We start from the raw sequence: 25,117 nt of genomic DNA on the forward strand, positions 1-25,117 counted from the left end.
GATACGGGCCCCGCCCGCCGCGGCCTTGGCGGCCGGAACTGGTGGGGTAATGACGCGGATCGCGATCGTCGGGGATCGCGACGGTCAGTACGCGCAGTGGCGTTTCGCCGCTGCGCGGTGGACGAAGCCGGGCGGACCCCTCAGGCGACGGCGCCGAGAATCTCGTCGATGATGATGCTCGCCTCCTGCCAGTTGGTCGCGGCGCGGGCGCCGGTCGGCAGGGCCGGCAGATACTGGCGGAAGACGTCGTTGGCCATGAGGTGGAGGAGATGGGTATCGGGTGCGCTCTTGCGGACCAAGGCGAGATTGGGCGGCAGATCATCGACGAAGATGCTGGTGCCGCGCCAGCGCTCGCGCAGTTCGGTAACGACGGCGCCCTTGGAGCGCTCGGTGGCGATCATCGGATAGGCGAGGCCCTCCCGGTCGAGAAGGGCGCGGCGGACATCGTAGTAGCTCGGCGTCATGGCCGTGAGGAACAGGATGTCGGTGCGGCGGGCCAGTTGGTGCAGCGTGTCGGACACGCCGGCGACGGGACGCTGGCGGGTTTCCTGCTCTTCGTAGAGTCGGACGGTCAGCTGGTCGAGTTCGTGGCCGGTGAGCGCGGTCCCGGTCGAGATCGAGCGTACATTGCCGGTCAGCTTGAAGCTTTCCGGGTGGAGGCGCGCGCCGTGTTCCTCCAGCAGGGCCCCGAAGGGCGCGATGAACTCCAGCACCACCTCGTCGATGTCGAGGATCAACAGCGAATCGCTTCGCTGCTCGAGACTGGCGATGGCCGGGCCTGCGGTAACGAGCGGACGGCTCATTCGGTCGACTCGCCCGGACCGGCGAGCGCCTGCCGCGCGGCCACGACGCGGGCCGGATCGATCTTGGCATCCTCAGCGAAGGCGATCAGCGTCGGCTCGTGGCCGAGAATGAAGTCGAAGACGCCGAGCAGAAAGCCGGACGAGGCGGCCACCTGGCGAATCGCGCCGATCTCTATGCCGGTCAGGGCGAGGAACCGGTCGAAGAGCTTCGGGTCGGCGGCAAGGAAGGAGAGGGCCGTGACCGCGAGTGTCTCGGCCGCGGCCCGGTCCATTGCAGGCGCTCGCGCGCCGTTCCGCAACCTTTTGTTATCGTTAAGAGATGGCAACCTGTCCATTCCCACTTCTTAAATCAAATCCGAGTAGAAGAGGCCATCGATAGCCGAAGCATGAGGGCTGGTCGAGGCAAGGAGTGCCGTCAATGGCGAAAACCGTGATGATCGTCGAGGACAACGAGCTGAACATGAAGCTCTTCCGCGACCTGGTCGAGGCGCACGGCTATCGGACGGTCCAGACCCGCAGCGGGCTGACCGCCACGGAGCTGGCCCGCGAACATCGACCCGACCTGATCCTGATGGACATCCAGCTGCCGGAGATCTCCGGGCTGGACGTGACTCGTCAGCTCAAGGAGGACCCCGAGCTGTTCCGCATCCCCGTGATCGCCGTCACCGCCTTCGCGATGAAGGGCGACGAGGAACGGATCCGCCAGGGGGGCTGCGAAGCCTATATTTCCAAGCCGATCTCCGTGACCAAGTTCATCGAGACGATCCGCTCGTTTCTCGGCGACGCCTGAGGAGTTGTCATGACCGCACGGATCCTGATCGTCGACGACCTCGAGATCAATCTCCGGGTCCTGGAAGCGCGCCTGACGGCCGAATATTACGACGTGGTGACCGCCACCAGCGGGGCCGCCGCGCTGGAGATCTGCCGCAACCAGAGCATCGACCTCGTTCTTCTCGATGTGATGATGCCAGAGATGGACGGTTTCGAGGTGTGCCGGCTGATGAAAAACGATCCGGAGATGATGCATCTTCCGATCGTCCTGATCACGGCGCTGGACCAGCCCTCCGATCGTGTGGCGGGGCTGGAGGCCGGCGCCGACGATTTTCTGACCAAGCCTGTGCGTGACCTGCCGCTGTTTTCGCGCGTGCGCAGCCTGACGCGGCTGAAGCTGACCACCGACGAACTGCGCCGGCGCGCCGAGACCGCGGCCAGCCTGGTGAGCCAGGACGATGCGCGCGGCGGCGGCTTTCCGCCATCGACGCGGCTGGCCCTGTTCGCCGACAACGCCGACGAGGTGCGTCGCCTGCAGAAGCACCTCAAGGGAATCGCGACCGTCGAGGTCACCGACGATCCGGCGGCGATCCTGGCAGCGGCCACCGCCGGCCAGGTGGACGTCGTCCTCGTCGATCTGGCGGCCAGCGCGGGCGATCCGTTGCGGCTCGTCTCGCAGTTCCGATCCAATGCGGCGACCCGGCATCTGCCGGTCATCGGCATTGCGGCCGCCGGCGACGATGTCGGTGCGGCCAAGGCGCTGGAGCTCGGCGCCAACGACTATCTGCAGCGGCCGCTCGACCGCAACGAGCTGGTCGCGCGCATTCGCACGCAGCTGCGCCGTCGCCGCTATGACGATTGCCTGCGCCGCTCCGTCGAGGAAACCCTCGCCATGGCGCTGTCCGATCCGCTGACAGGGCTGCACAACCGGCGCTTCATGGAGACGCATCTGGACAAGGCGGTCGTGCGGGCGCGGGAGACCGGGATCAGCTTTTCCGTGCTGATGGCGGATATCGACCATTTCAAGCGCATCAATGACGGCTGGGGCCATGCGGCCGGAGACCTCGTGCTCAAGGACTTTGCCCGGCGGCTCAGCGGCTGCCTGCGGGCCAGCGATCTCGCCTGCCGGTTCGGTGGCGAAGAATTCGCCGTGCTGATGATCGGCGCCGACGAGACCACCGCAATGGCGGTGGCCGACCGCATCCGCCGGAGCGTGTGCGACATGCCGTTCCAGATAGCCGGTGAACTTCTCACGGTGACGGTCAGCGAAGGACTCGCGGTCTTCGACGCAGGGCGGGACAATGCCGCCACGCTGATCGAGCGGGCCGACCAGGCGCTGTACGAAGCCAAGCGCGACGGGCGAAACCGGGTCGGGCTGGCGAAAGCCGCCTGAGTCGGGCCTCCGCAGCGCTTTGCGGCGAGGCCTGACGCTCCACGAAGCGCCGCGTACGCACGCATCTTAACCATTGTTTAAAACTTCATGCGCGGTGAGCACGTGACATCGTTGCATTTGGCGAGGTTCTGCGCGAACCTGCCTTTACACCGAAGGTCAAGGGGTTAACCCGGCATCTTCGCAGTTACCCCATGGAATGCTCAGGTCCGCCGCATCTCCTGGGTCCCGTGGGGCGGTCGGTCGGTCTAGTGCAATGGCGGTTTCCTCGTACCGTCGCACGAAGACCGGCCGGCCACTTTCGTGTCCGACCAGGGACCGTCTCTCTTCATCTGAAAAATCTTGCGTCGTGCGCTGCGCGCGACCGGGTCGCGCGGGTCGATGATGTTCGCAGACTGTCTCGGACTCAGGCGGCGATCTCGGTTTCGCCGATGATGATCCGGTCGCGGCCGAGCTGCTTGGCGCGGTAGAGCGAGGCGTCGGCGGCGGCGATGAGCGCGTCGGGCGTGACGGAGCGATCGCTGCGGCACGCCGCGCCGATGCTCAGCGAGACCCAGGGCGGGCAGGCCGGGCAGGGATGCTCGATCGCTGCCCGCTTCAGCGCCGCGAGGATTCGCCGGGCAACCGCAAGGGCGATCTGCATGTCGGCATGGGGCAGGATCACGGCGAATTCCTCGCCGCCGTAACGGGCCACGAGATCGCATTCCTGCCGGGTCTCCGAGACGATGAGATCGGCGATGCGCCGCAGGCATTCGTCGCCGCGCTGATGGCCGAGGGCATCGTTGTAGGGCTTGAAGTGATCGATATCGATCATCAGCAGCGACAGATGCGCCGGGTGCTGCCATTCGGCGGCCAGCCGCTGGTCGAACATGCGGCGATTGGCGACGCCGGTCAGCCCGTCCTGGCTGGCGAGGGTCTCGAGCGCCGTCTGGGCTTCCTTCTGGGAGGTGATGTCGCGCAGGGTTTCGACGACGGCGATCAGCGAGCCGCTGGGCGAATAGATCGGACCGGCGTCGATCGCCAGATAGCGGCGGGCGCCGCATTGCGGCAGGACGCACCAGTTCTCCGCGGACAGCGCGCCGTGCTGGTAGGTCTCGCTGCGATTGGCCAAATAGAGTTCGTCGACCAGATCGTCCTCGCCATTGAGGACCAGATCGGCGAGGCACGGGCGAGCGCTCTCGTAGAAGCCGCTCCAGTGCAGTTTGGTCCCGATCACCTCCGCGGCGCGCACGCCGGTCAGCCGCTCACAGGCGCGATTCCAGATCGTGACATGTCCGCTGGCATCCAGGACGAAGGTGGGAACAACTAGGTGTTCCATCAACTGGACGGCGAACCCTTGCTCGCGATACTCCAACATAATGATCTACACCGATTTTTCGTGCCCCTGAAACTTCCGTAAAGGGAAGATAGTGGCCCTTTCCTAACGACCGGTAACCAACTTGGTCGAATATAAAGATTCCTGACGAATTAATTGTTCTGCACAATACTTTTGCAATGCAGCAAGTCTGCGGTCTGCCATGTTGCAGGCAAAATGCTGCCCTTGTCTCGCCATCCGCTTGAATTTGAAGCAAAATTGAAAGAAACGCCGCCGGTTTTCGTGGCTGTTCTCTTTGCCGGGCTGGGGATGGTTGGCGTTGTCGCAACCCATTGACAGGGCAGGCGGTTCGCACGCGGTACTTGCAGCCGCGATTGTTGCTCCGTGTCAGTTGCGGGCCGGCGGCCGTCGCAGGATCTGGTCGAGGCTTTGCAGAAAGCGGGAGCGGTCGGCATTGGTGAAGGAGGCGTTGTAGCCCTTGCTCTCGCCGGTCTCCCGCAGATGCTGCTTGAAGGCGCGCATCGACAGCGCCGTGCCGATCGACTCGGGCGTGAATTCGCGGCCGGTCGGCCCGAGGGCCGCGGCGTTCTTCTCCAAAGCCCGCGCCGCAAGCGGAATGTCGGCGGTGACGACGACGTCGCCGGCCTCGATCGCCTCTACGATCCAGTCGTCCGCCGCGTCGGGGCCCTCGGGCACCGTCACGATCCGCGCGTCGGGATAGCGGGACGGGCGCATGCCGCCATTCGACACCAGCACGGCTTCGGCGCCGTAGCGCCCGGCGACCTCGATGGCTTCGTCCTTGACCGGACAGGCGTCGGCGTCGATCAGAACCTTGATCATCGGGACAGGGATCCGCGGGAGGACATGGGCGCCGCGTGGCAGAGACTCGGTCGGCGCATCGAAGTAGCGAGTATCGTCATGCGGATGCGCTTGCCATGGCGGTTTCCAGCCGGGCGATCTCGCGGTCCAGCACATCGCGCCGGGCGCGCAGATTGTCGAGCCGGGCGGCCACGCCGTTCTCGTCGAGATCGACGGTGTCGGGAACCTCGCCATAGCCGCCGAGCAGCCAGGCCGGGCTGACGCCGAGAATGCCGGACAGGGTGATCAGGCGGTTGGCCCGCGGCTCGGACCGGTCGCGCTCCCAACCGCGCATGGTCTCCGGCTTCACGCCGAGGCGCGCCGCGAGTTCGGCGGTGGTGATGCCCAGCGATTCGCGGCCGCGCTGAATGCGCCCGCCCATCGTATCGCCATCCATCTGCATGATATCCGTCATCGGGCCCTTGCTTCCTTCCTGGCGCGGTTCGCATCCGGACCCGTCGCGGCGCTGCCGGCCGCAGGCGAGGTCCGCGGCGCGGACGGGGCATGCGGCTTGCAGTCGGACGGCCCAGAGGTCAAAACGGACGCGATTGCAGGATGCACGATCTGTTCCGGAGTAGCACCCCATCATGTTCAAGAAGATTCTGGTCGCCAATCGCGGTGAGATCGCCTGCCGGGTCATCAAGACGGCAAGGGCGATGAACATCGCCACCGTGGCGGTCTATTCCGATGCGGACCGCCGTGCCGTCCATGTGGCGATGGCCGACGAGGCCGTGCATGTGGGCCCGTCGCCTGCCGGCGAGAGCTATCTCGTCGCCGAGAAGATCCTGGAGGCCTGCCGCGCCACCGGCGCCGAAGCGGTGCATCCGGGCTACGGCTTCCTGTCGGAGCGGGCCAGCTTCTGCGAACTCCTCGAGGAGAACGGCATCGTCTTCATCGGCCCCAAGCCGAGGGCGATCCGGGCGATGGGCGACAAGATCGAATCGAAGCTCTTCGCCGAGAAGGCCGGCGTGAACATCGTCCCCGGCCATCTGGGGATCATCGAGGACCCGGCTGAGGCGGTGCGGATTGCCGGCGAGATCGGCTACCCGGTGATGATCAAGGCGTCTGCCGGTGGCGGCGGCAAGGGCATGCGGATTGCCTGGAACGACGCGGAATGCCGCGATGGATTCGACCGGGCACGATCGGAGGCGAGTTCCTCCTTCGGCGACGACCGGGTGTTCATCGAGAAGTTCATCGTCGATCCGCGCCATATCGAAATCCAGGTGCTGGCGGATTCGCACGGCAACGCGATCCATCTGGGTGAGCGGGAATGCTCGATCCAGCGGCGCAACCAGAAGGTCGTGGAGGAGGCGCCGTCGCCCTATCTCGACGCCGAGACGCGGCGCGCCATGGGCGAACAGGCGGTCGCACTGGCCCAGGCCGTCGATTACCAGAGCGCCGGCACGGTGGAGTTCATCGTCGATGCCGAGCGCAATTTCTACTTCCTCGAGATGAACACCCGGCTGCAGGTCGAGCATCCGGTGACCGAGCTCGTCACCGGCATCGACCTCGTCGAGCAGATGATCCGCGTTGCGGCGGGCGAGACGCTGCAGATCGCGCAGGACGCGGTGCGGCTTGAGGGCTGGGCCGTCGAGAGCCGGATCTACGCCGAAGACCCGTTCCGCGGCTTCCTGCCGTCGATCGGGCGTCTGGCCCGCTACCGGCCGCCGCAGGAGGGGCCGCTCGGCGACGCCACCGTGCGCAACGATACCGGCGTCACCGAGGGCTCGGAGATCGCCATGTTCTACGACCCGATGATCGCCAAGCTCTGTACCCACGCGGCGACGCGCGAGGCGGCGATCGACGCGATGAGCGTCGCGCTGTCGCGTTTCGAGATCGAGGGTATCGAACACAACATTCCGTTTCTCGCGGCGCTGATGGAGCATCCGCGCTGGCGCGAGGGCCGGCTGTCGACGGCCTTCATCGCCGAGGAATATCCCGATGGCTTCGCGCGGCCGACCCCTTCAGCGGAAACGCTTCGCCGGGCCGCGCTGGTGGCCACCACCATCGAGATGGCCCGCAAGGCCCGGCTCGACCGGCATATCGACCGCCTGCGCGTCCATTCCGGCGCAATCCAGCGGGACTGGGTCGCCAAGATCGACGGCAAGTATCTGGCGGTGACCGTCGTGCCGGAGGCCGGCACCGCGGGCGGCCCGGTGCAGTACCGCATGAGCGTCGATGGCGCCGAATGCGTGCTCGCGACCGGCTACGAGCCGGGCCAGTCGCCCTGGTTCGGGACGCTCGACGGCGAGGAACTCGCCGCACAGGTGCGTTCGCGCGAGAACGTGACGGCGATCTTCGTCGACGGCTTGTGGGTCGAGGCCAAGGTTCTGTCCCCGGCCATTGCCGAGCTCGACCGGCTGATGCCGGAGAAGACGCCGCCGGACACCTCGAAGATGCTGCTCTGCCCGATGCCGGGCCTCGTCGTCTCGATCGCGGTTTCAGAGGGGCAGGAGGTCAAGGCCGGTGAGACGCTGGCCGTCGTCGAGGCGATGAAGATGGAGAACATCCTGCGGGCCGAGCGCGACGCGACGGTGACCAAGCTCAACGCCAAGCCGGGCGACAGCCTCGCCGTCGACGCGGTGATCATGGAGTTCGAATAGGGCTGGCTTGCCGGCCGGATCCGCAAGCACTGACGAGGCGTCGATGAAATCCGTTCACTTGACCGTCGCCGGAAGGGTTCAGGGCGTCGGCTACCGCGCCTGGTGCCGCGACGAGGCGGTGCGGCGTGGCCTGTCCGGCTGGGTGCGCAACCGTGCGTCCGGCGACGTCGAGGCCGTCATCGCTGGCGAGCCCGCGATCGTTGACGACATGCTCGCTGCGCTGTGGACGGGGCCGTCCAGCGCGTCCGTGTCGGCGGTCGATGTTGCGGAGAGCGATGAGGTGCCGGACGGAGAATTCGCTGTGCGCGCGACGGCGTAGGGCGGGGGCGTACGAACGTATTCTCGTGATCCGGCAGGATGTTGTCGCTTGCTTGTATCCGTCGGTGCAGCGGGACCGGTTTGGCATGGGTCCTCGGGTCAAGCCCGAGGATGACGACCTTGATATAGGGTTTCGCCAATCACCGTGCGCCGCGTTTGATCGGTCTCTTCGAAGCAGTTGGGTGCTGTAGCAGGGATCGGGCCGAAGGCATGCTCGCTCGTCGGCATGGCCACCCGGCTCGCGACACATGCGCGTGTCGGAGACGGTGTCAGTGCGGGCTCGTTCCTATCCTCTACCGCGTCCGCTCCGACGTCCCTGTCACCCGCGGCCTGTGCGTGTGGGCGATCCCCACGCCACCGCGCGTCATCCTCGGGCTTGACCCGAGGACCCATGCCTCGACATCGCAACGCGTGTCCGGTGGCGGTGTGCCGCACGCCTGTCCGGGGCCGACATGCCGCGACCCAAAGGCGGCCCCCCGCTTGGCAGTAAGCGGCGGAAACAGGCCCGATGCCTCGTGCCGCCTACAGCCGCGCGTCCGCCGTGTCCCCGAACACGGCCTCGAACTGCGCCCGCAGCATGGTGTCGACCTTGGGCATGGACACCAGGATACCGAGATCGGCGAGGCTGGTGATGCCGTGGCCGCGAATGCCGCAGGGCACGATGCCGGTGAAATGGTCGAGGTCAGGATCGACGTTCAGCGAGATGCCGTGGAAGGTCACCCAGCGGCGCACCCGGATACCGATGGCGGCGATCTTGTCCTCGGCGATCGTGCCGTCGGCGGCCCGCGCGCGCTCGGGCCGTTGCACCCAGACGCCGACGCGGTCCTCGCGGCGCTCGCCGCGGACCTGAAAGCCGTCGAGCGTGCCAATGATCCAGGCCTCCAGTGCGGCGACGAAAGCGCGGACGTCCTCGCGGCGGCGCTTCAGGTCGAGCAGCACATAGGCCACCCGCTGGCCGGGGCCGTGATAGGTGTATTCCCCGCCGCGCCCGGCCTTGAAAACGGGAAACCGCCGGGCATCGACGAGATCGTCGTCCCGGGCGCCGGTGCCCGCCGTATAGAGCGGCGGATGCTCGACCAGGAGCACGGTCTCGGGCGCCGTGCCGGCGGCGATCTCCGCCACCCGGCGTTCCATCATCTGCAGCGCCTCCGGATAGGGCAGAAGACCGTCGACGACGCGCCATTCGACCGGGTCCGACCCCGCCTTGGCGGCAAATCGTTCGGTGACGGTGGCAAGGCGGGGGATCGCCGGCGCGGCTTCGGAAGACGTCGTCATGGCTGCTATGTAGCGGCTCGGGGAGGGCGCGAAAAGCAGGCCCGGGGCGGCGGCGTGCGATGATCCGACAAATGCCGGCGTCGCGATTGGAAAAGCCCTTGTGCGGTTCCGCGACTCTTGTTACATGCCCGCCACCGACGGCATTACCGGCCCTCGGTTACACGGCGTGCGGTCGTGGCGGAATTGGTAGACGCGCAGCGTTGAGGTCGCTGTGGGGCAACCCGTGGAAGTTCGAGTCTTCTCGACCGCACCAGCCTTCTTTCGACAATCGGACAGTCATGCGGCCTTGCCGCCCCGGTCTGCGGCACCCTCGGTCGCGACCTGACGACTGGCATCGATTGCGACATTCGTCGGAATGCCTGCCGCGGGCGGCTTCCGAATGACGGACATTTCCTCTAGACGCGTCTCGACCGTCCCTGCCGACGGGTTTCTCTGGTAACCCCAAGAATCGGAGGGTGCATGGCTGACACACAGCTTACAAGCGATGTGCCCGAGGCCGAAGCACTGTCGGGCATCTACGATGAGGGCGGCTTCGTCGACGGTGCTTTTCTCGAGCGCATCGAAGCGGCGATCGACGGCGAGAATCCCGCCTATCTGCGCGAGGAAGTCGGTCGGCTGCACGAATCCGAGCTCGGCGACCTTCTCGAAGCGCTCGACAACGACGCCCGGCAGTCGCTCGTCCGGCTCATGGGCGACGAGTTCGACTACACCGCGCTCACCGAGGTGGACGAGGCGATCCGCCTGTCCATTGTCGACGCGATGCCGAACGCGCAGGTCGCCGAGGCGCTGCGCGAGCTGGATTCCGACGACGCCGTCTACATCCTTGAGGACCTGGACGAGGAGGACCGCAAGGAAATCCTCGACCGGCTGCCGTTTCGCGAACGCATCCGGCTGCGGCGCTCGCTCGAATATCCCGAGGAATCGGCCGGCCGGCGCATGCAGACGGAATTCGTCGCGGTGCCGCCGTTCTGGACCGTCGGCCAGACCATCGACTACATGCGCGACGAGGAGGAGCTTCCCGAATCCTTCGCGCAGATCTTCGTCATCGATCCCAGCTTCAAGCTGCAGGGTGCCGTCGATCTCGACCGCATCCTGCGCGCCAAGCGGCCGGAGAAGATCGAAGACATCATGCACGAGACGCGGCATGCGATCCCGGCCGAGATGGACCAGGAAGAAGCCGCCCAAATCATCGAGCAGTACGATCTTCTGTCGGCCGCGGTCGTCGACGAGAACGAGCGTCTCGTCGGCATCCTGACCATCGACGACGTCATCGACATCCTGCAACAGGAGGCCGACGAGGACATCAAGCGCCTCGGCGGTGTCGGCGACGAAGAGATTTCCGATACGGTGCTGACGGCGGCGCGGTCGCGCTTCTCCTGGCTGCTGATCAACCTGGCGACGGCGATCCTGGCGTCCTGCGTCATCGGCCTGTTCGACGCCACGATCGAGCAGATGGTGGCGCTGGCGATCCTGATGCCCATCGTCGCCTCGATGGGCGGCAATGCCGGCACCCAGACCATGACGGTCGCGGTGCGTGCGCTCGCGGCGCGCGACATCGACCTCTACAATGCCGGCCGGATCATCCGGCGCGAGGCGCTGGTGGGGCTCCTCAACGGCGTGCTGTTCGCCCTGATCATCGGGCTCGTCGCCGCCGTCTGGTTCGAAAGCGCCGGGCTCGGCGGGGTGATCGCGGTCGCCATGGTGGTCAACATGATGGCCGCAGCGCTCGCCGGCATCCTGATTCCGCTGATTCTCGACCGGTTCGGCGCCGATCCGGCAATCGCGTCTGGTACCTTCGTGACCACCGTCACAGACGTGGTGGGCTTTTTCGCCTTTCTTGGGCTGGCCGCCTTCTGGTTCGGCCTCGGCTGACGTCAGAGATGCCCCCGGTCAGGTAACCATGGGGCAGTTCCCGGATTGACTTTTACGTAAATCTGGCGGCATGCATCACCCTGAGGGCGCCGACCGAGGGATACGGAACGTCGAATGCGAGACTATTATACGATCACGGAGCTCACCCGTGAGTTCGGCATCTCGACGCGGACGATCCGCTTCTACGAGGACGAGGGGTTGCTGGCGCCGATCCGTCGCGGGCGCACCCGGCTCTTCCGGCATTCCGACCGCCAGCTCCTGAAGAACATCCTGCGCGGCAAGCGCCTCGGTTTCTCCATCGCGGAAATCCGCGAGATCATGAGCATGTACAAGAGCCCGCCCGGCGAGGCGGGCCAGCTCAAGGCGATCATCGGGCGGGTCAGCGACAAGCGGCGCGAACTCGAGCAGAAGCGCCGCGACATTGAGGACCTGCTGCGCGAACTCGACGCCGCCGAGGAAGCCTGTCTCACCCGCATGGCCGAGCTGGGCGTCGGCCAGAGCGTGCGAACCGGCTGACGGTCACTCTGACCGGAACGAACACTCGCGGGTCACGTCGCGGATGGCCGACATCTGCGTCTCGCTCGGATCGCCGCCCATCAACACGTCGAACAGGTCCCGCCGCTGCAATTCGCGTTGCGCGCAGCCGCAATAGCGTTCGCAGAAGGCCGCATCGCGCTCGGCAATGCAGGAGCGCTGGCAGTCGGTGTGGAAGCCCGCGGTGCGATCGGCCGGCGCGATCTGGGCGAAAACAAAGACCAGTCCGTAGAGGATCGGCTGGTGCAACAGGTAGAACAGCAGCGAATGGCGGCCGATGGCGCCCAGCGGCGACAACGGCGCAAGACCGGCGTTCCACATGCGCATGCGCGCCACCCAACCGTGGTCGACGGCCAGCCGCGCGGTCGCGATGCCGGCGAGGACTGCCCCGAAGAATGGGAACAGCGGCACGAAGTCGTTGGAGAGCGGCGGGGTCTGGAACAGGCCGATCCAGTTGAGCCATTTCGGATCGAGTAGCGGCGTCGCGACGAAGCTGCGCAGGGCGACCACCGCGATCGCCAGTGCCGCCGTCACGAACCAGGGCAGCCGCAGGAAGAGCAGGCCCAGCACGCTGGCGACCGCGATGTGATGCAGGATGCCGAAATAGACGAAGCTGTTGGGCGTGGCGAAGTACGTCGCGACGGTGATGGCGAGCGCGCCGGCCACGACCTGCAGCAGACGCTTGCCGAAGGGCTGCCAGCGAATGCCGCGGCCATTGGCCAGCACCAGGCTGACGCCGACCAGGAACAGGAAGGACGACGCGATGGCGCGCGCGAAGATGCGCCAGCCGCCATGGCCCGTCAGCCCGCGCTCGACATAGTTGAAGTACTCCAGATCCCAGGTGAAGTGGTAGATCACCATCGCGAACAGCGCGACGGCGCGCGTGATGTCGATGATCTCGATACGCCCGCGGCTGACGGGCGGGTTGTCTATCTGGCTCACGCACATTCCTTGACGCTGGACACACTTGCCGTCCGCCTATCTTTCAGGACGGACAGCGGCCGGAGCGACCCGGCACGCCGCAATCCGGAAAGGCAGTTCATGAAGATCATCGAGGCAGGCGGAGCCCGCATCCCCGCAATCGGATTTGGCACATTCACACTCGAAGGCCAGACTTGCGTCGATATGGTGGCAAAGGCGATCGATGCCGGTTACCGCCATATCGATACCGCCCGCATGTATGGGAACGAAAAGGAAGTCGGCGCCGGCATCGCGGCCAGCGGGATCGCCCGCGAGGAGCTGTTCGTAACCACCAAGATCTGGTGGACGGATATCACCGAAGACAAGCTGATGGACAGCGCCCGGGCGGCGGTGGACGCGATCGGGCAGGGGCCGGTCGACCTCCTGCTGATTCATTGGCCCAACACCGACGTGCCGCTGGAAGAATCGATCGATGCGCTGAACGCGACGATCGGCGAGGGGCTGACCCGCCACATCGGCGTCGCCAATTTCACCAGCGCGATGGTCGACGAGGCGGCCGCCATGTCCTCGGCCCCGCTGGTCTGCAACCAGGTCGAATACCATCCCTATCTCAGCCAGGAGAACGTCCTGGCCGCCTGCCGTCGTCACGACATGGCGATGATCGCCTATTCGCCGATCGGCAAGGGCGGTGAGCTGCTGGCCGATCCGGTGATCACCGAGGCGGCAAAGGCCCACGGCAAGAGCCCGGCGCAGATCGTCCTGCGATGGGAGGTCGAGCAGGACATCGTCGGCGCGATCCCGCGCACGAGCACGCCGGAGCGGCTCAGCGAGAATCTCGATATCTTCGACTTCGAGCTGACCGAGACCGAGCGGACGGCGCTGAACCAGCTGACCTTGCAGCGCAAACGCCTGATCGATCCGTCCTTCGCGCCCCACTGGGACCGCGCCTGATGGACGAGGCGACGCTGCGGCGGACAGGCGAGTCGCTCGCCAACTGGGCGGGCGATGCGCTCGGCTTCTTCTACGAGCCGTCATCGCTGTTCCAGATCGCCGTTGTCGTCGCCTGCCTCGGCCTCGCCTGGGTGCTCGATCGCCTGACCCGCGAACCGATCGAGGTCCAGGCGCGCAGGATCAAGGGCGCCCCCCGGATCCTGCGGTTGGTCGTCGCCGTACGCCGCCGCATGGGGCTGATCTTCTTCGTGCTGCTTCTGTGGCTGGCGACCCGGATCGACCTGGCGGCCGGCGGGCCGCGCTCGCAGATCATCGGTGTCGTCTTCGACCTGGCGCTGGCCTATCTGGTGATCGCCGTCGCCTCGCGCATCGTGCGCAACCGGCTTCTGGCCCGGCTGATTACCATCGTCGCTTCGCTGCTCGCGGGCCTCTCGATCCTCGACCTCCTGGAACCGGTGGCGTCGGTGCTGGACCAGTCGGCGATCACGGTCGGCCAGAGCAGGATCTCGGCGCTTCTGGTGATCAAGGCGATCGCGGTGATCGGCATCACTTTGTGGCTCGCCTCGGTCGCCGGCAATTTCCTCGACACCCGCGTCCAGCGCAATCAGGAACTGACGCCGACCCTCAGGGTGCTGATCGGCAAGTTCCTCAAGATCGGCCTCATCCTGGTGGCGCTGGCCATCGCGCTGGCCTCGATCGGCGTCGACCTGACGGCGCTGACCGTCCTGTCGGGCGCCATCGGCGTCGGCCTCGGCTTCGGCCTGCAGAAGGTCGTGTCGAACTTCATCTCGGGAATTATCATTCTCCTCGACCGTTCGATCAAGCCGGGCGACACGATCTCGCTCGACGATACCTTCGGCTGGATCCGAGAATTGCGGGCGCGCTTCGTCTCGGTGGTGACCCGCGACGGCCGCGAATATCTGATCCCGAACGAGGACTTCATCACCAACCAGGTGATCAACTGGTCGTTCTCGAACGACTTGGTGCGGATCGATGTGGAGTTCGGCGTCGCCTATGACAGCGATCCGCATGCGGTGATCCGGATCGCCAAGGAGGCCGCGGAGAGCTGCAATCGGGTGGTCTCCCACAAGCCGGCGGTCTGCTGGATGACCGGCTTCGGGGCATCGTCGATCGACTTTGTCGTGCGGTTCTGGATCCGCGACCCGCAGGCCGGCTTGACCAATGTCAGGGGTGACGTGCTGCTGGCCCTGTGGGATGCCTTCAAGGCGAACGGCATTGCCATTCCGTTCCCGCATCGCGAGATCCTCATGCGCACGCCGGTCGTCGTACAGACGGAGCCGCGCGAGGATGCGCCGGTGGTCGCACGCCGGGACGGCGACGAGAGCTGACCGGAGAGGGCCGCCATTGTTCTTCTATGCCGCCAAGATCGGCTGGTTCGTGCTGCAGCCGCTGGCCGCCATCCTGCTCGTCGCGATTCTCGGGCTTCTGGCCGGCTGGCTCGGCCGGCCACGCATCGCGGCGGGTCTGTTCGTTGTTGCGACGGCGACACTGGCGGTGTGCAGCCTGACGCCGCTGGGCCTCGTGATGACGGCGGTGCTGGAGGACCGGTTTCCCCGTCCCGACCTGCCGCCGGCGATTGACGGTATCATCGTCCTCGGCGGGGCCTTCGACACGCGGGTGGCGCGCACGCGGGGCATGAACGAGCTGAATGACGCGGCTGACCGGGTCACCGCCGGCATGGAGCTGGCGCAGCGTTACCCGGAGGCGAAGCTGCTGTTCAGCGGCGGCGTGGCGGCGCTCCTGGAAGAGGACATTCCCGAGACCGAGGCCGCCGAGGCGCTCTACCGGGGGCTGGGCTTGGCGCCGGACCGCCTGCTTCTCGACGGGCGCGCGCGCGACACCTTCGAGAACGCCGTCTTCGCCAAGGAGCTTGCGCAGCCGAAGCCGGCCGAGACGTGGGTGCTGGTGACGTCGGCGTCGCACATGCCGCGTGCCGTCGGATGCTTTCGCGTCGCCGGCTTCGACATCGTGCCCTATCCGGTGGATTACCGCACGCCGTCGGGGCCGGCCCTGTACCGCCCCTCCAGCACGACGACCCGCAACCTGGAAAAGGTGCATTTCGCCATTCGCGAATATCTGGGGCTCGTCGCCTACCGTCTGAGCGGACGCACCGACGCGCTGTTTCCGACGCCCTGAGACAGGTAAGCGGCCGGTTCAGTCCAGCAGCGCCCGACGGGCATTCGACATGAACTGCCGGTGGGCGAGAATCACCACGACGAGGATCGTCGCAGCGACGAGTGCCGTCGGGCCGAGGAACCAGCCGAGATAGGCGATGGCGAAGAAGACGGCGCGCAGTCCGGAGTTGAAGTGCTTGCCGGCGAGCTGGTTCAGCCGCGTGGCCTTGGCGAGGGCTCGCTCGGCGGCGTCCGGGTCGAGATCGGCTTCCGCCCGCATGGGAATCGCGCCGATCAGGATCGAGCAATAATTGAACAGCCGGTAGGCCCAGCCGAACTTGAAGAAGGCATAGGCGAAGATCGTCACCAGGCCGAGCAGCTTGATCTCCACCAGCGCGCGGTCGAGCCGGGCGTGGAAGGGCAGTTCGGCGGCGATGGTGGCGATCTGGTCGGCCGAGCTGAACAGGGCGAAGCAGCCGCCGATGGCGAAGATGCAGGCGGAGGCGAAGAAGGCGGTGCCCTGCTGGAGCCCCGCCATGATCGCCGTGTCGATCATCCGCAGATCGCGCAGCAGCATCACCTGCATCCAGCATTCGCGTTGCCGGTTCATCGCCTGGGACAGGCCACGGGCTGCCAGCGGCCCGTGCTCCGTCACGATATTGTAGACGAGCCACACCGCCAGAAAGAATGCGAGTGCGGCGCCATCCCCCGTATCGATCGTCACAATGCCACGCCCCGCTTCGCCCCTCGCGGCGAGGGGCCGGATTTCCATGAGGTTTTCATAGCGCGGCAACGGGACGCAGGCCAGATGACGCGCGACACGCCGGCATCAGTCCGGGACAAGCTTGCCGTGGAACATAGCAGCCATGAGGAAATATGCATCGCACCCGCCTTGTGGCGTCGTCGCTTAACGGATATTTAAGAGCTGCAACCGCTGGACGGGGGTCATGACCGGTTCGCAAGCCATCTCGATTCAGGATATTCAGTTACATGGATGACAGCGTGCGCAAGTCGTGCTGGGGCGTGACCGTATGGACGGTCGCGATCTTCTCTACGCTCCTCGTTCTGGGGTTCCTCTTCACGGTTCCCGAGACCGTCGCCATCGCCGCCAGCTGACCGAACCGGTCGGCGCCAGGCGCCCACCGACGCAGACCTTTTTCCGACAGATCCGATCCGCTTCGCTTCGGCACGCCAGTGCCGGGCCGTCTTAACCTTGCCGAAGCTTTCGTTCGGCATGGCCGGGCAGGACATTGCGTGTCGGGCGTCTGGTGGGGAATCCGCCCGGCGGCGTCCTGAGGTGGCAGCCACGGGTGCCTGATCCGGCTTGACGCGGCGGGCCGTTTGCTTCGAGAAGCACCCATGCCTTTGCATCTGATCAAGCTATGCGTCGGAATCGGCAGCGTCGAGGACCTCGAGGAGCATGTCGCCGCGCGTCTCGACGCGGCGCGTCTTCAGGGTCGGCCTGCCGAACAGGCGCATGTGACACGCATGGTTCCCAAGCGGATCGACGAACTGCTCGATGGCGGCTCGCTCTACTGGGTGATCAAGGGCCAGATCCAGGTCCGCCAGCCGCTCGTCGCCATCGCGCCGTTCAAGGATGCCGAAGGCGTCGGGCGTTGCCGGCTCGTTCTGGAGCCGACTTTCGTGCGGACCGCCCGCCAGCCGCGCCGCCCGTTTCAGGGCTGGCGCTACCTGACGCCCGACGACGTGCCGCGGGACATCGGAACCGGCGATGCGGGCGAGGGCGACCTGCCCGTGGACATGCAGCGCGAACTCATCGAGCTCGGGCTGTTCTGAGGCGACGCCGAATCCGGCGGTCGCCTGAAACTCATATTGTCTCGTTGTCAGCCGAAGCGCATGTGGATCGCCGCGTGCCCTTCGGGCGCGATGGTCCTGATCCGCGTGTAGGCGATCGGCTGCGATGCCCGCCAGGCGCGGGCGCCATGGGACAGAAGCAGCCCCACGAGATCCTTTGCCTTCAGCCGCGAACGGCCGTCGCGGGCTTCGCCGAGGCGAAGCGCGGCCTGCTGCAGCGGGTGGGGATTGGCGGCCCGCGCGCTGCCGGCGAAGGCGAGCGTGTTGGCGAAGCTGGCTGCCTGGTGCTCGGTCGTCATGCTGGAACCCTTCCTACGCGATACATCTTAGGGTCCGTCTGAACGGACGGGCTGGTCGGTCGCACGGCGGCGACAAGGAGGTCGGCGGCCCGGAACAAGGGCCGCCGGACCGGTGTCAGTTGGCGACGGCGTAGCAGCTGTACGAGCTGCGCTTGAGCGCGGCACAGGCCGACCAGGCCTGGTCCTTGCTGGCAAAGCCGGCGAAGCGAGCGCGGTAGAGCGTCTGCGAACCGCTCTTCACCGTCTCGGTGAAGGGCTCGGCATCCGCCAGCTCGCCGCCGACCTTGCGCTTGGCGGTGGCCAGCATCTCCATGGCGGCATCGGCTTCCGGCGTGGCGGCGATCTGGACCACCCAGGGGGAGGTCGGCGTGCGAACGGTCTCCGAGACGCTGGCAACCTTTATTGCACCGGTCGTCGAGGGATCGAGATCGCGTCCACCCGGGACGGCTGCCGGCGGCAGGCGGACGCCTGCGCTCGGCACGCGGCTGGCGGCCGGGATCGGCATGCGCACCGACGGACGCTCGGCGACGAGGGCCGCCTTCAGGGCATCACGGCCGACGATCGGACGGGACTGCGGCTGGACCATGCGCGCCACGGCCGGGGCGGCCTCGGAGCCGTAGGCCATTGCGATGCGCTGGTCGATCTCGGTCATGGCCGGGCGGGAATCGGGAACCGGGCCCTGCTTGGGAAGCGCAGCGACGATGGCCGGGCTGGCCGAGCGGGCGGCGAGCAGCATGCCGGAATCGCGAGTGCTGGCCTTCGGCAGATAGCGCGAGAGCAGCTCGACCATGTGATCGTCGCGCGAACGGCCGGAGCGACCGCCCATGACCACGGCGACAAGGCTCTTGCCGTCTCGCTCGATCGAGGTGACGAGGTTGAAGCCGGAAGCGTTGATGTAGCCGGTCTTGATGCCGTCGACGCCCTTCACCCGGCCCAGGACCCGGTTGTGGTTGCCGAGCCGGCGGCCACGGAAGCTGTAAGAGCGGGTCGAGAAGATCTTGTAATATTCCGGAAAATGCTCGCGCAGGGCGATGCCCAGGGTCGCCATGTCCCGCGCCGTGGTCTTCTGCCCGGAATCCGGCAGGCCGTTGGCATTGCGGAAGGTGGTCTTCGGCATGCCGATCTGACGCGCCTTGGCGGTCATGCGGGCGGCAAAGGCCGATTCGGAGCCGGCCTGGAACTCGCCCAGCACCACGGCGGCATCGTTGGCCGACTTGGTGACCAGCGAATAGACGGCTTCCTCGACGGTGAGGGTCGAGCCGGTCTTCAGGCCGATCTTCGACGGCGGACGCCCGGCCGCATAGGCCGACACCGGCATCTTGTCCTTCATGGAAATCCGACCGCTCTTCAGCGCGTCGAAGGTCATGTAGAGCGTCATCATCTTGGTGAGCGACGCCGGGTAGCGGTACTCGTCGGCCCGGTCGTTGTAGAGGACCTGGCCATTGTTGGCGTCGATGACGAAGCCCGCATATTTGGCGTTGGCTTCGGCATGGCCGGCGCCGGTCAGCAGCATGCCGGCGCCGAAGGCGACGACGCCTGCGAACCTGCTGAGCGATCTGGCGGCGGTGGTGAGGCGGGGGAACGGGTTACGCACGCAGCAACTCTCTGGCTCGGGCAATGGGCGAGGAAGCCGGTCGATATCGTCGCAGCGCTTGGAAAGGCCGTGCAATATCAGCGGGCAACTCCCTCGGGTGTCGATCCGCAGATTAATGCCGGCGGGCTTACCAATCGGTTTATGGTTGCCGGACCGTTCCCATCCCGGATCGAAATTTCTCGTACCCTGCCAAACGAAACGGGCAGGAGTGAGGTGAAATTCCCTATGGGAAGCGTGCGGCGCGTCATTCCGCTTGAATCTTATTGTGCAGTGCAATATCTTTGGGCGGGGCGCAGCTCAGGGCACCGGTCGGACCGGCACTTCCTGCTGAATGGACGTCCTTCCACAAACCACCACCAATCCGAGGGAAATCCAGATGAACGCATATGAAGATGCCAGCAAGTTCTCCAAGGACGCGATGGACAGCGCGCTGAAGTCGGTGTCGGCCATGACCAAGGGCTTCCAGCAGGTCGCGTCGGAGACGTCCGAATTCGCCAAGCGCGCCTATGAGCAGCAGACCGAATTCATGGAGAAGCTCTTCCAGGTGCGTTCGCCGGACAAAGCCATCGCGCTGCAGAGCGAATACGCCAAGACCGCCTATCAGGGCTGGGTCAGCCAGGCGACGCGCATGGGCGAGATCTACACCGATGTCGCCAAGGAGACCTACAAGCCGTTCGAGCACTCGCTCGCGACGCTGTCGACCGCGGGCACGTCCGTGGCGACCAAGCCGGCCGCTGCCGCCAAGCAGGCCGCCGAGACCAAGGCTGCCTGATCGGCGCCTCGGTTGTCCCGCGGCCGCGGGCACCACATATTCGGTACGAGGAAAAGCCCGGCTCTCCCGCCGGGCTTTTTCGTGTCCGGGCCATGCCTTGGCGCGGGCAGGGACGAGACGCCGCACGATGATGCTTTGCCATGCCCGCGTTGCGTCTTAAAATCCGTGCCACGGCACATACATACAGAGCGATGACGAAGGTGGTTGAATTGAGCATGCACGCGTTTCCCGGCAACGGCGCTCCTGCCGTGCGGTCCCAGGCCGGGAAGGACGACGATCAGGTCCCCGATCGCGGGACCGAGGTCATCACGCGAACGAAACCCAAAACCCAGAAGCCGAGCCTTTACAGAGTGCTCCTTCTGAACGACGATTACACTCCGATGGAGTTCGTCATCCACGTCCTCGAGCGGTTCTTCCAGAAGGACCGCGAGGCAGCCACCAGAATCATGTTGCATGTGCACAATCACGGCGTTGGCGAATGCGGAGTGTTCACCTACGAGGTCGCCGAGACCAAGGTGACCCAGGTCATGGACTTCGCCCGCCAGCACCAGCATCCGCTGCAATGCGTGATGGAAAAGAACTGAGGTGAAGCTTGCCGACATTTTCGCAAAGCCTTGAGAAGTCGCTGCACTCGGCCCTGACGCTCGCAAACGACCGGCAACAGGAATTTGCGACGCTGGAGCATCTGCTGCTGGCGCTTCTCGACGACAAGGACGCGGCGGCGGTGATGCAGGGATGCAGTGTCGACCTCGACATCCTGCGCCGCAATCTGACGACCTACATCGACAGCGAACTCTCCAACCTCGTCACGGGACATGACGAGGATTCCAAGCCGACGGCCGGATTCCATCGGGTGATCCAGCGTGCGGTGATCCATGTCCAGTCGTCCGGCCGCGAAGAGGTGACCGGCGCCAACGTGCTCGTGGCAATCTTCGCCGAACGCGAGAGCCATGCCGCTTATTTCCTGCAGGAACAGGAGATGACGCGCTACGATGCGGTGAATTTCATATCGCACGGAATCTCCAAGCGCCCCGGCGCCTCCGAGACCAGACCGCTGCGCGGCGCCGAGGATGAGCAGTCGACAGTGGGACAGGATGACGAGGGCAAGCGCAAGAACGCCCCTGATGCGCTCACGGCCTATTGCAGCAATCTCAACGAGAAGGCGCGCAACGGGAAGATCGATCCGCTGATCGGGCGGGCCGAGGAGATCAACCGCACGATCCAGGTGCTGTGCCGCCGGTCCAAGAACAACCCGCTCTATGTGGGTGATCCGGGCGTCGGCAAGACGGCGATCGCGGAAGGGCTGGCCAAGCGCGTCGTCGAAGGCGACGTGCCGGACGTCCTGGCCGATGCGACGATCTTCGCGCTGGACATGGGCACGCTGCTCGCCGGCACCCGCTATCGCGGCGATTTCGAAGAGCGGCTGAAGCAGGTGATGAAGGAGCTCGAGGAATATCCCGGCGCCGTCCTGTTCATTGACGAGATCCACACGGTGATCGGCGCGGGCGCCACCTCGGGCGGCGCGATGGACGCGTCGAACCTGTTGAAGCCGGCGCTGTCTTCCGGCGCGATCCGCTGCATCGGCTCGACCACCTACAAGGAGTACCGGCAGTTCTTCGAGAAGGACCGGGCGCTGGTGCGCCGGTTCCAGAAGATCGACGTCAAGGAGCCGTCCATCGACGACGCCGTGTCGATCCTGAAGGGCCTGAAGCCCTATTTCGAGGATTTCCACCGGGTCAAATACACCAACGAGGCGATCAAGTCGGCGGTCGAACTGTCGGCCCGCTTCATCAACGACCGCAAGCTGCCGGACAAGGCGATCGACGTGATCGACGAGACCGGTGCGTCGCAGATGCTGCTGGCGGCCGGCAAGCGGAAGAAGCAGATCGGCGTCAAGGAGATCGAGGCGACCGTGGCCACCATGGCGCGGATCCCGCCCAAGGCCGTCTCCAAGGACGATGCCGAGGTGCTGGAACATCTTGACGCCCAGCTCAAGCGGGTCGTCTACGGCCAGGATGCCGCCATCGGCAGCCTTGCCTCGGCGATCAAGCTGGCCCGTGCCGGCCTGCGCGAGCCGGACAAGCCGATCGGCTCGTACCTGTTCTCCGGCCCGACCGGCGTCGGCAAGACCGAGGTGGCCCGCCAGCTGGCGGCGGCACTCGGAGTCGAGCTTTTGCGCTTCGACATGTCGGAATACATGGAGCGGCACACCGTCTCGCGGCTGATCGGCGCGCCTCCGGGCTATGTCGGCTTCGACCAGGGCGGCCTGCTCACCGATGGCGTCGACCAGCATCCGCATTGCGTGCTGCTGCTGGACGAGGTCGAGAAGGCGCATCCGGATCTGTTCAACATCCTCCTGCAGGTGATGGACCACGGCAAGCTGACCGATCACAACGGCAAGCAGATCGATTTCCGTAACGTCATCCTGATCATGACGACCAATGCCGGCGCGTCGGAGATGGCCAAGGCGACGATCGGCTTCGGGCACTCCAAGCGGACGGGCGCCGACGAGGAGGCAATCAACCGCCTGTTCACGCCGGAATTCCGCAACCGTCTCGATGCGACGATCCCGTTCGGCCCGCTGCCGACGCCGGTCATCCACCAGGTGGTCCAGAAGTTCGTCATGCAGCTCGAGGCGCAGCTGTCCGAACGCGGCGTGACCTTCGAACTGTCGGAGGACGCGATCACGTGGCTCGCCGACAAGGGCTACGACGAGGCGATGGGCGCGCGGCCGCTGGGCCGGGTGATCCAGGAGCACATCAAGAAGCCGCTGGCCGACGAAGTGCTCTTCGGCAAGCTGAAGAACGGCGGCACGGTGAAGGTGTCCGTCGTCGACGGCGAGGACGGCGCCAAGGCGCTGCATCTGGAAGCCATTGCCGACGAATTGCCGCCGAAGCCCAAGAAGCCCGCAGCCAGGAAGCGCGCCAAGGTGGCGCCGGACGGCTCGGACATCGAGGACGACGAGCCGGCGGGTGATGCGCCCGAAGCGGGCTCCACGGGATCTGCCGCCGCCAAGCGGGCAGGGACCGTTCCCAAGGTCCCGCGCAAGTCGCGCTGATCGAAACAGAAAGGGCCGCCCTCGGGGCGGCCCTTCTTCGTTGTGGCGGATCGTGCTGCGGGGCCGGGGCCCCACGGCCGAACTCAGTCGATGGCGGCGCGGATCAGGGCCGCGTGCTCGGCCAGCATCTCCGGATCGGCCATGCCGTCGGAATGCTTCTTCAGGGGCACGCCGGCATAGACCGGCAGCACGTGGAAATGCAGGTGAAACACCGTCTGCCCGCCGGCGGTCTCGTTGAACTGGGCAATGCGGACGCCGTCGGCGTCGAACGCCTTCTTCACGGCACGCGCCAGCTTGGCGACCACCGGCATCACCGCGCCGAGCGTCTCGTCCGACGCATCGAGGATGTTGCGCGACGGCGCCTTCGGAATGACGAGGCAATGGCCCTTCGATTCCGGCATCACGTCCATGATCGCCAGCGCCGTGTCGTCCTCGTAGAGTTTCTGGCTCGGGATCTCGCCGCGCAGGATCTTGGCGAAGATGTTGCCGTCGTCGTAGCCGCTCATGGTGTCCGGTCCTTCACAATCAGAATCAGACCGGACGATAGGCAGATTGCCGCGATTGTCGACGGCTGAGCCCGCCGTCAGCCACCCTTCTTGTAGGGCGTATGCTCGGACAGGACGTCGCTGACATGGGCGATTTCGGCGCGCTCGGCGTCGAGATAGTCGTCGACGGCACGGCGCAGACCGGGATGGGCGATCCAGTGGGCCGAATGGGTGGTCACGGGCTCATAGCCGCGGGCCAGCTTGTGCTGTCCCTGCGCGCCCGCCTCGACGAGGCCGAGGCCATGCGCGATCGCGAAGTCGATGGCCTGATGGTAGCAGACCTCGAAATGCAGGAAGGGGTGGTCCTCGATACAGCCCCAGTTGCGGCCGAAGATCGTGTCGGCGCCGATGAAGTTCAGCGCCCCGGCGATGTAGCGGCCGTTTCGCGAGGCCATGACGAGCAGCGTCTGGTCGGCCATGCGCTCGCCGATCAGGCTGAAGAACGCGCGGTTGAGATAGGGCCGGCCCCATTTGCGGCTGCCGGTGTCCATGTAGAATTCGTAGAAGGCGTCCCAGGCCGCCTCGGTGAGGTCGCTGCCGGTCAGCCAGGAAATGGAGATGTCGTTGGCCAGCGCCTCGCGGCGCTCCTTGCGCAGCGCCTTGCGCTTGCGCGACGCCAGCGTCTCCAGAAACTCCTCGTAGGTCGCATAGCCGCGATTGCGGAAATGGAACTGCTGGTCGGTGCGGTGCAGCCAGCCGGCCTCGGTCAGGACGTCGCGGTCCGCGGGCTTGAGGAAGGTGGCGTGAACGGAGGAAACGCCGGTCTGGGCCGCATAGGTCCTGGCACCCTCGGCCAGCGCCTGCCGCCGGATCGTCGTGCCGGGTGCGGTTCCGACCAGCAGCCGCGGCCCGGTGGCCGGGGTAAAGGGCACCGACATCTGCAGCTTTGGATAATAGCGACCGCCGGCCCGCTCGAAGGCGTCGGCCCAGCCCTGGTCGAAGACATATTCGCCCTGGCTGTGGCCCTTCAGATAGGCTGGGGCGGCTGCGATCGGCGCGCCCTGTGGATCTTCCAGAACCAGATGCTGGGGCAGCCAGCCCGTCGCTTCGCCGACACAGCCGCTATCCTCCAACGCGGAAAGAAAGGCGTGCGATACGAAGGGGTTGGCGACGCCCGATGGAGTCGCGGTAGAAGCGGGAGACGCCGGCGCGGGCTCCACGGCCAGCGCGTCCCAGCGTGCGGCGTCGATCGCGCTGAGCCGATCGACCACCCGGATCGTGAAGCTCTCTTCGCTGCTGGTCGGGGCGGTGGCGGATTCGCGTGTCATGCGATGAATTTATGCCGGTC

At 66.0% G+C, this 25,117-nt stretch carries 26 protein-coding genes and 1 tRNA gene; 15 read left to right on the plus strand and 12 right to left on the minus strand.

The window, feature by feature from the left end; translation table 11 throughout:
* Positions 1-140: 140 nt before the first annotated feature.
* Entirely contained in the window at positions 141-803 is a 663-nt protein-coding gene (locus H536_RS0111280) for a hypothetical protein (protein ID WP_051141580.1), read from the minus strand.
* A complete protein-coding gene (locus H536_RS0111285; RefSeq protein WP_029703099.1) occupies positions 800-1,075 on the minus strand; it encodes a DUF3572 domain-containing protein in 276 nt (91 codons plus the stop codon). The genes H536_RS0111280 and H536_RS0111285 overlap by 4 nt, the downstream gene beginning before the upstream one ends.
* A gap of 146 nt (positions 1,076-1,221) precedes the next feature.
* Between H536_RS0111285 and H536_RS0111290 the strand changes: the two genes are divergently transcribed.
* Both H536_RS0111290 and H536_RS0111295 read left to right on the plus strand, forming a co-directional pair.
* Positions 1,222-1,593, plus strand: a complete 372-nt coding sequence (locus tag H536_RS0111290; RefSeq protein ID WP_024350574.1) for a response regulator — start codon at positions 1,222-1,224, stop codon at positions 1,591-1,593.
* Between the two features lie 9 nt (positions 1,594-1,602).
* Positions 1,603-2,967 carry a PleD family two-component system response regulator gene (locus H536_RS0111295; protein WP_024350575.1) on the plus strand — a complete coding sequence of 455 codons (1,365 nt, stop codon included), beginning with the start codon at positions 1,603-1,605 and terminating at the stop codon, positions 2,965-2,967.
* 403 nt (positions 2,968-3,370) lie between these two features.
* Here the strand turns inward: H536_RS0111295 and H536_RS0111300 are convergent, their stop codons facing one another.
* From H536_RS0111300 to H536_RS0111310, 3 genes are all read right to left on the minus strand, one after another.
* Complete coding sequence (locus H536_RS0111300; protein WP_244877509.1) at positions 3,371-4,282, minus strand: sensor domain-containing diguanylate cyclase; 912 nt, start codon at positions 4,280-4,282, stop codon at positions 3,371-3,373.
* 384 nt (positions 4,283-4,666) lie between these two features.
* Positions 4,667-5,119 carry a YaiI/YqxD family protein gene (locus tag H536_RS0111305; RefSeq protein ID WP_029703101.1) on the minus strand — a complete coding sequence of 151 codons (453 nt, stop codon included), beginning with the start codon at positions 5,117-5,119 and terminating at the stop codon, positions 4,667-4,669.
* A 76-nt stretch (positions 5,120-5,195) separates the two neighbouring features.
* Positions 5,196-5,552 carry a helix-turn-helix domain-containing protein gene (locus H536_RS0111310; RefSeq protein WP_024350578.1) on the minus strand — a complete coding sequence of 119 codons (357 nt, stop codon included), beginning with the start codon at positions 5,550-5,552 and terminating at the stop codon, positions 5,196-5,198.
* 172 nt (positions 5,553-5,724) lie between these two features.
* On the opposite strand from H536_RS0111310, the gene H536_RS0111315 reads away from it, so the two are divergent.
* Together H536_RS0111315 and H536_RS0111320 are read left to right on the plus strand one after the other, a co-directional pair.
* Entirely contained in the window at positions 5,725-7,740 is a 2,016-nt protein-coding gene (locus H536_RS0111315; RefSeq protein ID WP_024350579.1) for an acetyl-CoA carboxylase biotin carboxylase subunit, read from the plus strand.
* 43 nt (positions 7,741-7,783) lie between these two features.
* Positions 7,784-8,059, plus strand: coding sequence for an acylphosphatase (locus H536_RS0111320; protein ID WP_024350580.1), 276 nt, complete (start codon positions 7,784-7,786; stop codon positions 8,057-8,059).
* A 521-nt stretch (positions 8,060-8,580) separates the two neighbouring features.
* Here H536_RS0111320 and lipB read toward each other — a convergent pair.
* A complete protein-coding gene (gene lipB, locus H536_RS0111325) occupies positions 8,581-9,333 on the minus strand; it encodes a lipoyl(octanoyl) transferase LipB (protein WP_024350581.1) in 753 nt (250 codons plus the stop codon).
* A 168-nt stretch (positions 9,334-9,501) separates the two neighbouring features.
* Here lipB and H536_RS0111330 point away from each other — a divergent pair.
* From H536_RS0111330 to H536_RS0111340, 3 genes are all read left to right on the plus strand, one after another.
* Positions 9,502-9,586 (plus strand) — tRNA-Leu (locus H536_RS0111330).
* 206 nt (positions 9,587-9,792) lie between these two features.
* Positions 9,793-11,205: a magnesium transporter gene (mgtE, locus tag H536_RS0111335; protein ID WP_024350582.1), complete on the plus strand. Its 1,413-nt coding sequence runs from the start codon at positions 9,793-9,795 to the stop codon at positions 11,203-11,205.
* 114 nt (positions 11,206-11,319) lie between these two features.
* Positions 11,320-11,721: a MerR family transcriptional regulator gene (locus H536_RS0111340; protein ID WP_009209463.1), complete on the plus strand. Its 402-nt coding sequence runs from the start codon at positions 11,320-11,322 to the stop codon at positions 11,719-11,721.
* A 3-nt stretch (positions 11,722-11,724) separates the two neighbouring features.
* On the opposite strand, the gene H536_RS0111345 is transcribed toward H536_RS0111340, so the two are convergent.
* Positions 11,725-12,687, minus strand: a complete 963-nt coding sequence (locus tag H536_RS0111345; protein WP_035694902.1) for a heparan-alpha-glucosaminide N-acetyltransferase — start codon at positions 12,685-12,687, stop codon at positions 11,725-11,727.
* Positions 12,688-12,780: 93 nt separating this feature from the next.
* On the opposite strand from H536_RS0111345, the gene H536_RS0111350 reads away from it, so the two are divergent.
* From H536_RS0111350 to H536_RS0111360, 3 genes are read left to right on the plus strand one after another with little or no spacing between them, the layout of a single operon-like run.
* On the plus strand, positions 12,781-13,611 hold the full coding sequence (locus H536_RS0111350) for an aldo/keto reductase (RefSeq protein WP_024350583.1): 831 nt from the start codon (positions 12,781-12,783) through the stop codon (positions 13,609-13,611).
* On the plus strand, positions 13,611-14,960 hold the full coding sequence (locus tag H536_RS0111355; protein WP_024350584.1) for a mechanosensitive ion channel family protein: 1,350 nt from the start codon (positions 13,611-13,613) through the stop codon (positions 14,958-14,960). Before H536_RS0111350 ends, H536_RS0111355 begins: the two co-directional genes overlap by 1 nt.
* Before the next feature lie 16 nt (positions 14,961-14,976).
* On the plus strand, positions 14,977-15,768 hold the full coding sequence (locus H536_RS0111360; protein WP_024350585.1) for a YdcF family protein: 792 nt from the start codon (positions 14,977-14,979) through the stop codon (positions 15,766-15,768).
* A gap of 18 nt (positions 15,769-15,786) precedes the next feature.
* Here the strand turns inward: H536_RS0111360 and H536_RS0111365 are convergent, their stop codons facing one another.
* On the minus strand, positions 15,787-16,422 hold the full coding sequence (locus H536_RS0111365) for a DUF599 domain-containing protein (RefSeq protein ID WP_156421786.1): 636 nt from the start codon (positions 16,420-16,422) through the stop codon (positions 15,787-15,789).
* A gap of 314 nt (positions 16,423-16,736) precedes the next feature.
* On the opposite strand from H536_RS0111365, the gene H536_RS25345 reads away from it, so the two are divergent.
* The gene (locus H536_RS25345; RefSeq protein ID WP_266102132.1) at positions 16,737-16,862 is read left to right on the plus strand and encodes a hypothetical protein; all 126 of its coding nucleotides are present in this window, start codon (positions 16,737-16,739) and stop codon (positions 16,860-16,862) included.
* A 243-nt stretch (positions 16,863-17,105) separates the two neighbouring features.
* The gene (locus H536_RS0111375) at positions 17,106-17,543 is read left to right on the plus strand and encodes a DUF1489 family protein (protein ID WP_024350587.1); all 438 of its coding nucleotides are present in this window, start codon (positions 17,106-17,108) and stop codon (positions 17,541-17,543) included.
* Between the two features lie 47 nt (positions 17,544-17,590).
* On the opposite strand, the gene H536_RS0111380 is transcribed toward H536_RS0111375, so the two are convergent.
* Entirely contained in the window at positions 17,591-17,860 is a 270-nt protein-coding gene (locus H536_RS0111380; protein ID WP_024350588.1) for a hypothetical protein, read from the minus strand.
* Between the two features lie 115 nt (positions 17,861-17,975).
* On the minus strand, positions 17,976-19,454 hold the full coding sequence (locus H536_RS0111385; RefSeq protein ID WP_024350589.1) for a serine hydrolase: 1,479 nt from the start codon (positions 19,452-19,454) through the stop codon (positions 17,976-17,978).
* Between the two features lie 376 nt (positions 19,455-19,830).
* On the opposite strand from H536_RS0111385, the gene H536_RS0111390 reads away from it, so the two are divergent.
* From H536_RS0111390 to clpA, 3 genes are all read left to right on the plus strand, one after another.
* Positions 19,831-20,226, plus strand: a complete 396-nt coding sequence (locus tag H536_RS0111390) for a phasin family protein (protein WP_024350590.1) — start codon at positions 19,831-19,833, stop codon at positions 20,224-20,226.
* A 215-nt stretch (positions 20,227-20,441) separates the two neighbouring features.
* Positions 20,442-20,810 carry an ATP-dependent Clp protease adapter ClpS gene (gene clpS / locus H536_RS0111395; protein ID WP_009209473.1) on the plus strand — a complete coding sequence of 123 codons (369 nt, stop codon included), beginning with the start codon at positions 20,442-20,444 and terminating at the stop codon, positions 20,808-20,810.
* An 8-nt stretch (positions 20,811-20,818) separates the two neighbouring features.
* Positions 20,819-23,284, plus strand: coding sequence for an ATP-dependent Clp protease ATP-binding subunit ClpA (clpA, locus tag H536_RS0111400; protein ID WP_024350591.1), 2,466 nt, complete (start codon positions 20,819-20,821; stop codon positions 23,282-23,284).
* Positions 23,285-23,367: 83 nt separating this feature from the next.
* Here clpA and H536_RS0111405 read toward each other — a convergent pair whose 3' ends face one another.
* Together H536_RS0111405 and H536_RS0111410 are read right to left on the minus strand one after the other, a co-directional pair.
* On the minus strand, positions 23,368-23,790 hold the full coding sequence (locus H536_RS0111405) for an HIT family protein (protein WP_024350592.1): 423 nt from the start codon (positions 23,788-23,790) through the stop codon (positions 23,368-23,370).
* A gap of 77 nt (positions 23,791-23,867) precedes the next feature.
* Positions 23,868-25,097, minus strand: a complete 1,230-nt coding sequence (locus H536_RS0111410; RefSeq protein WP_024350593.1) for a GNAT family N-acetyltransferase — start codon at positions 25,095-25,097, stop codon at positions 23,868-23,870.
* Positions 25,098-25,117 lie beyond the last annotated feature (20 nt).

Source organism: Aurantimonas coralicida DSM 14790, assembly GCF_000421645.1.
Taxonomy (GTDB): domain Bacteria; phylum Pseudomonadota; class Alphaproteobacteria; order Rhizobiales; family Rhizobiaceae; genus Aurantimonas; species Aurantimonas coralicida.